1 protein-coding gene is annotated in these 4858 nt (G+C 73.2%); it reads left to right on the forward strand.

Annotated features, from left to right (window positions below; translation table 11 throughout):
* The coding region (locus tag M1E25_RS23870) for a type I polyketide synthase (protein ID WP_251419079.1) at positions 1-4858 on the forward strand (4858 nt) is incomplete at both ends.

The raw sequence follows: 4858 nt of genomic DNA on the forward strand, positions 1-4858 counted from the left end.
TCGAAGCCACCGAGGACGAGATCGCACCGCTGCTCACCGATGCGGTGTCGATTGCGGCGGTCAACGGTCCGGAGTCGGTGGTGGTGTCGGGCTCGGAGGACGAGGTGCTGGCGATCGCTGCCCTGTTCGCCGGGCAGGGCCGTAAGACGAATCGGCTCACGGTCTCGCACGCGTTCCATTCGCCGCTCATGGAGCCGATGCTCGAGGACTTCCGCAAGGTCGCCGAGAGCGTGACCTACGCGGTGCCGCGCATTCCGGTGGTCTCCACCGTCACCGGCGAGAGCGTCAGCGGTCTCGACGCGTCGTACTGGGTGGATCAGGTGCGTGCGGCGGTCCGGTTCGCCGATGCCGTCCGCGGCCTCGAACAGCAAGGCGTGCGCACCTTCCTGGAGGTCGGCCCCGATGCCGTGCTGTCCGCTCTCGGCCCTGCCTCGACCACGCATGACGACACGGCGTTCGTACCCCTGATCCGCCGGGGCCGTGCCGAGGATCGCGAGGTGCTGTCCGGCATCGGGACTGCCTGGACACGCGGTGTCGCCGTCGGGTGGACCGATGTGCTGGGCGACCGCGGACACCGGCGTGTCGACCTGCCCACCTACGCCTTCCAGCACGAGCGGTACTGGCTCGACGTCGCTCCGGCGGCCGGGGACGTCGGCTCCGCCGGACTCGACCGGGTGGACCATCCGATGCTCGGCGCGGCGGTGCTGTCGCCCGAGTCGGACACCCTCGTGCTGTCCGGGCGGCTGTCGCTCACCGCCCAGCCCTGGATGGGCGATCACGACGTGCACGGGACCGTCCTGCTGCCCGGGACCGCGTTCGTGGAGCTCGCGGTTCTCCTGGGCGACCAGACCGGCTGCGGGCTGCTCGAAGAACTGACCCTCGAAGCCCCCCTGGTCCTGCCCCGGCACGGCGGCGTCGCCCTGCGGGCTGTAGCGGGCGCCCCCGACGCGGTGGGCCGCCGAGCCGTGCACATCCACTCCCGGCAGGACGACGCGCCCACCCACGCGTGGACGCGGCACGCCGCCGGTTTCCTCACCCCCGGCACCTCCGACGCAGCGGACGCCGATCTGACGCAGTGGCCGCCGGCCGGCGCCGCACCCGTTGACGTCCACGCCGCGTACACCCGGCTGCGGGACCGCGGCTACCACTACGGTCCTTCATTCCAGGGACTGACCGCCGCCTGGCGGCGCGGCGACGAACTGTTCGCCGAGGTCGCCCTGCCCGCCCCGGTGCGCGGCGAGGCCACCGACTACGGACTGCACCCCGCGCTGCTCGACATCGCCATGCACGTCGACGTCCTCGTCGACCTGGAGGAGGGCGGCACTGAGGCGCTCCTGCCGTTCGCCTGGAACGACGTGGCCCTTCACGCCTCCGGTGCGGCTGCGCTGCGCGTCCGGGTGCGGCGCATCCGCGGGGCGGAGGAGTCGGAGATGGTCGTCGCCGACGAGACGGGACGCCCCGTCATGACTGTCGGCTCCCTTGTCTGCCGGCCCGTTGCGCCTGACCAACTGGTCATCGCTGATGGAGTGTTGTCCGATGCGCTGTATCAGGTGAGCTGGTCGTCGGTGCCCGCGCCCCCCAACGGCACCGTGCGGGCCGCCGTGCTCGGCTCCGGCGACCCCTCGTCCCTCGCGGAGATCCCTCCGGTCGTGCTCGCGCCCTGTCACACCCCGCCCGGGTCAGCCCCCGAGGCCGCGCGCGCCGAGGCCGGGCGCGTCCTGGAACTGCTCCAACGGTGGCTCGCGGACGAGCGGTGTTCGGCCTCGACGCTGGTGGTCGTCACCAGGGGCGCCGTCGCGATCGGCGACCGCGCGGACGTCGATCTCGTCCAGGCCCCGATCTGGGGTCTGGTACGCGCCGCCCAGGCGGAGAACCCGGGCCGTATCGTCCTGCTGGACATCGGTCCGGGCACGGACCTCGACGCAGGCACGGACCACGGGGGAGATGCGGCCGGGACGGCGTACACCGGGGACACCTCCGGCACCGCGCCCGCCGCCCACCCGCATCCGGCCACCGCGGCCCTGCTCGCGGAACCCGAACTCGCCCTCCGCCAAGGCGTCTTCCTCGCCCCGCGAATGACACGCACCCGGGTGCCGGACGTGCCCGCGCCGTGGGACGCCACCGGGACCGTGCTCGTGACCGGGGGCACCTCCGGTCTCGGCGCGCATGTCGCCCGCCGTCTGGTGACGGAGCACGGCGTGCGGCACTTGCTGCTGACCAGCCGCCGCGGCCGGCACACCCCTGGGGCAGGCCGACTGCGGGACGAATTGATCCGTCACGGAGCCGAGGTGACCCTCGCCTCCTGTGACGTGTCCGACCGCGACGCGCTCGCCGCCCTGATCGCGACGGTTCCGGAGGAGCGCCCGCTCACCGGTGTGGTCCACGCGGCAGCCGTCGTCGACCCGGGCACCGTCGCCACCCTCACCCCCGGACGCATCGACGCGGTGTTCCGGCCGAAGGCGGATGCGGCGTGGCATCTGCACGAGCTGACGCGGGATCTGGACCTGTCGGCGTTCGTGATGTTCTCCTCGGCCGGTGGTCTGGTGCTGGCCGCCGGTCAGGGCAACTATGCGGCGGCCAACGTGTTCCTGGACGCACTCGCCCACCACCGCCACGCCGCCGGCCTCCCCGCCACGTCCGTCGCCTTCGGGCTGTGGGGCGTCGCCACCGGTCTCGGCGGTGAGCTGACCGACGCCGACCTGGCAAAGATGAACCGTCTCGGCCTGCCCGCCCTCCCGCTCGAGCGCGGCCTCGACCTCTTCGACGCCGCCGTGCGCACCCGCCGTCCGCTGACCGCGGCGCTGCAGGTCGACCCGGTTGCTCTGCAGGCCCGCGGCACGGACCTTCCCGCCCTGCTCCGCGGCCTCGCCGCTCGTCCTGCGACCCGCCGGGCGAGCGTGCGGCACGCTACCGAGGGCGGAGACCTCGCCCGCCGCCTCGCGGGGCTCAGCGGGGCCGACCGCATCCGCGCACTGCTCGAACTGGTCGGCGGTCACGTCGCCGCCGTCCTGGGACACGCCTCCGCCGATGCCGTCGGGGCCGACCGAGCCTTCAAGGAACTGGGCTTCGACTCCCTGGCGGCGGTCGAGCTCCGTAACGCCCTCAACGCCGCCACCGGACTCCGACTCCCCGCGACCCTCGTGTTCGACCATCCGACGGCGCGTGCAGTGGCCGGGTTCCTCGACCGTGAACTCGGCGGCGCCGAGGCGGAGGCGATGCTCCCGGAAACTGCCGCCGCCGTGCCGCTCTCCGGCGACGACCCGATCGCGATCGTCGCCGTCGGCTGCCGCTTCCCCGGCGGGGTGCGGTCCGCGGAGGACCTGTGGCGACTCGTCCGGGACGGGGTCGACGCGATCGGTGACTTCCCCACCGACCGCGGCTGGCAGACCGACGCCGTCTACGATCCGGAACCCGGCTTGCCGGGCAGGACCTACGCGCGAAGCGGCGGATTCCTCCACGACGCAGCCGAGTTCGACCCTGCCTTCTTCGGCATCGGACCGCGCGAGGCGATCGCGATGGACCCGCAGCAGCGCCTGCTGCTCGAGGTCGCGTGGGAAGCGTTCGAACGGGCGGGCATCGACCCCACCACCCTCAAGGGCAGCCAGACCGGTGTCTACGCGGGCGTCATGTACCACGACTACGGCAGCCGGCTGCGGGAGGTCCCCGACGAGCTCGCCGGCTACGTCGGCAACGGTACCGCCGCCAGCATCCTGACCGGACGTGTGGCCTACGCGCTCGGACTCGAGGGCCCGGCCGTCAGCGTCGACACGGCATGTTCGTCGTCCTTGGTGGCCTTGCACATGGCCTGCCAGGCCCTGCGCCGCGGCGAGGTCGGCATGGCCCTGGCGGGAGGTGTGACCGTCATGTCCACCCCTGAGATCTTCGTGGAGTTCAGCCGGCAGCGAGGGCTGTCCGCCGACGGACGCTGCAAGGCGTTCGCCGGGGCCGCCGACGGGACCGGCTGGTCCGAGGGAGTCGGCCTGCTCCTGGTCGAACGCCTCGCGGACGCCGAACGCCTCGGCCACGAAGTCCTCGCCGTCATCCGCGGCTCGGCGATCAACCAGGACGGCGCGTCCAACGGACTCACCGCGCCCAACGGCCCGTCCCAACAGCGTGTCATCCAGCGTGCCCTGGCCGACGCCGGCCTCACTTCCGCCGACATCGACCTGGTCGAGGGCCACGGGACGGGGACCCGCCTGGGCGACCCGATCGAGGCACAGGCCCTCCTCGCCACCTACGGCCGTGACCGCGGCGACGACGACCCGGTGTGGCTCGGGTCGGTCAAGTCCAACATCGGTCACGCACAGGCCGCGGCGGGCGTCAGCGGCGTGATCAAGGCCGTCATGGCCGTCCGCCACGGTGAGATGCCGCAGACCCTGCACGTCGACGAGCCGTCGCCGGAAGTCGACTGGACCGCGGGGGGTGTGCGCCTGCTCACCCGGCCCCGCCCGTGGCCTGAGCGTGACCGCCCCCGGCGCGCCGCCGTGTCCTCCTTCGGCCTGAGTGGCACCAACGCCCACCTCGTCGTCGAACAGGCCCCGGAGACCGCGGAGTCGAGTGGCGCCGGTACGTCCCCGCGCGTCCTCCCGGCCGTGCCGCTGCTGCTCTCCGGAACCGACCGTGACGCTCTGGCCCGCCAGGCCGAGCGCCTGCGGTCCCACCTGCTGGCCGGCGACCCGTCCCCCTCTGCTCTCACCGACACGGCGTTCTCGCTGGCGACCGGGCGAGCCCATCTGGAGCACCGGGCGGTGGTCCCGGTCGCCGACCGCGATGCCGCACTCCGCGGACTGGCCGACCTGGCGTCGGGCGAGGCGCTCGGCACACATGCCGACGACCACGGCCGTACGGCGGTGCTGTT

It is taken from the genome of Streptomyces meridianus (assembly GCF_023703325.1).
Taxonomy (GTDB): Bacteria; Actinomycetota; Actinomycetes; order Streptomycetales; family Streptomycetaceae; genus Streptomyces; species Streptomyces meridianus.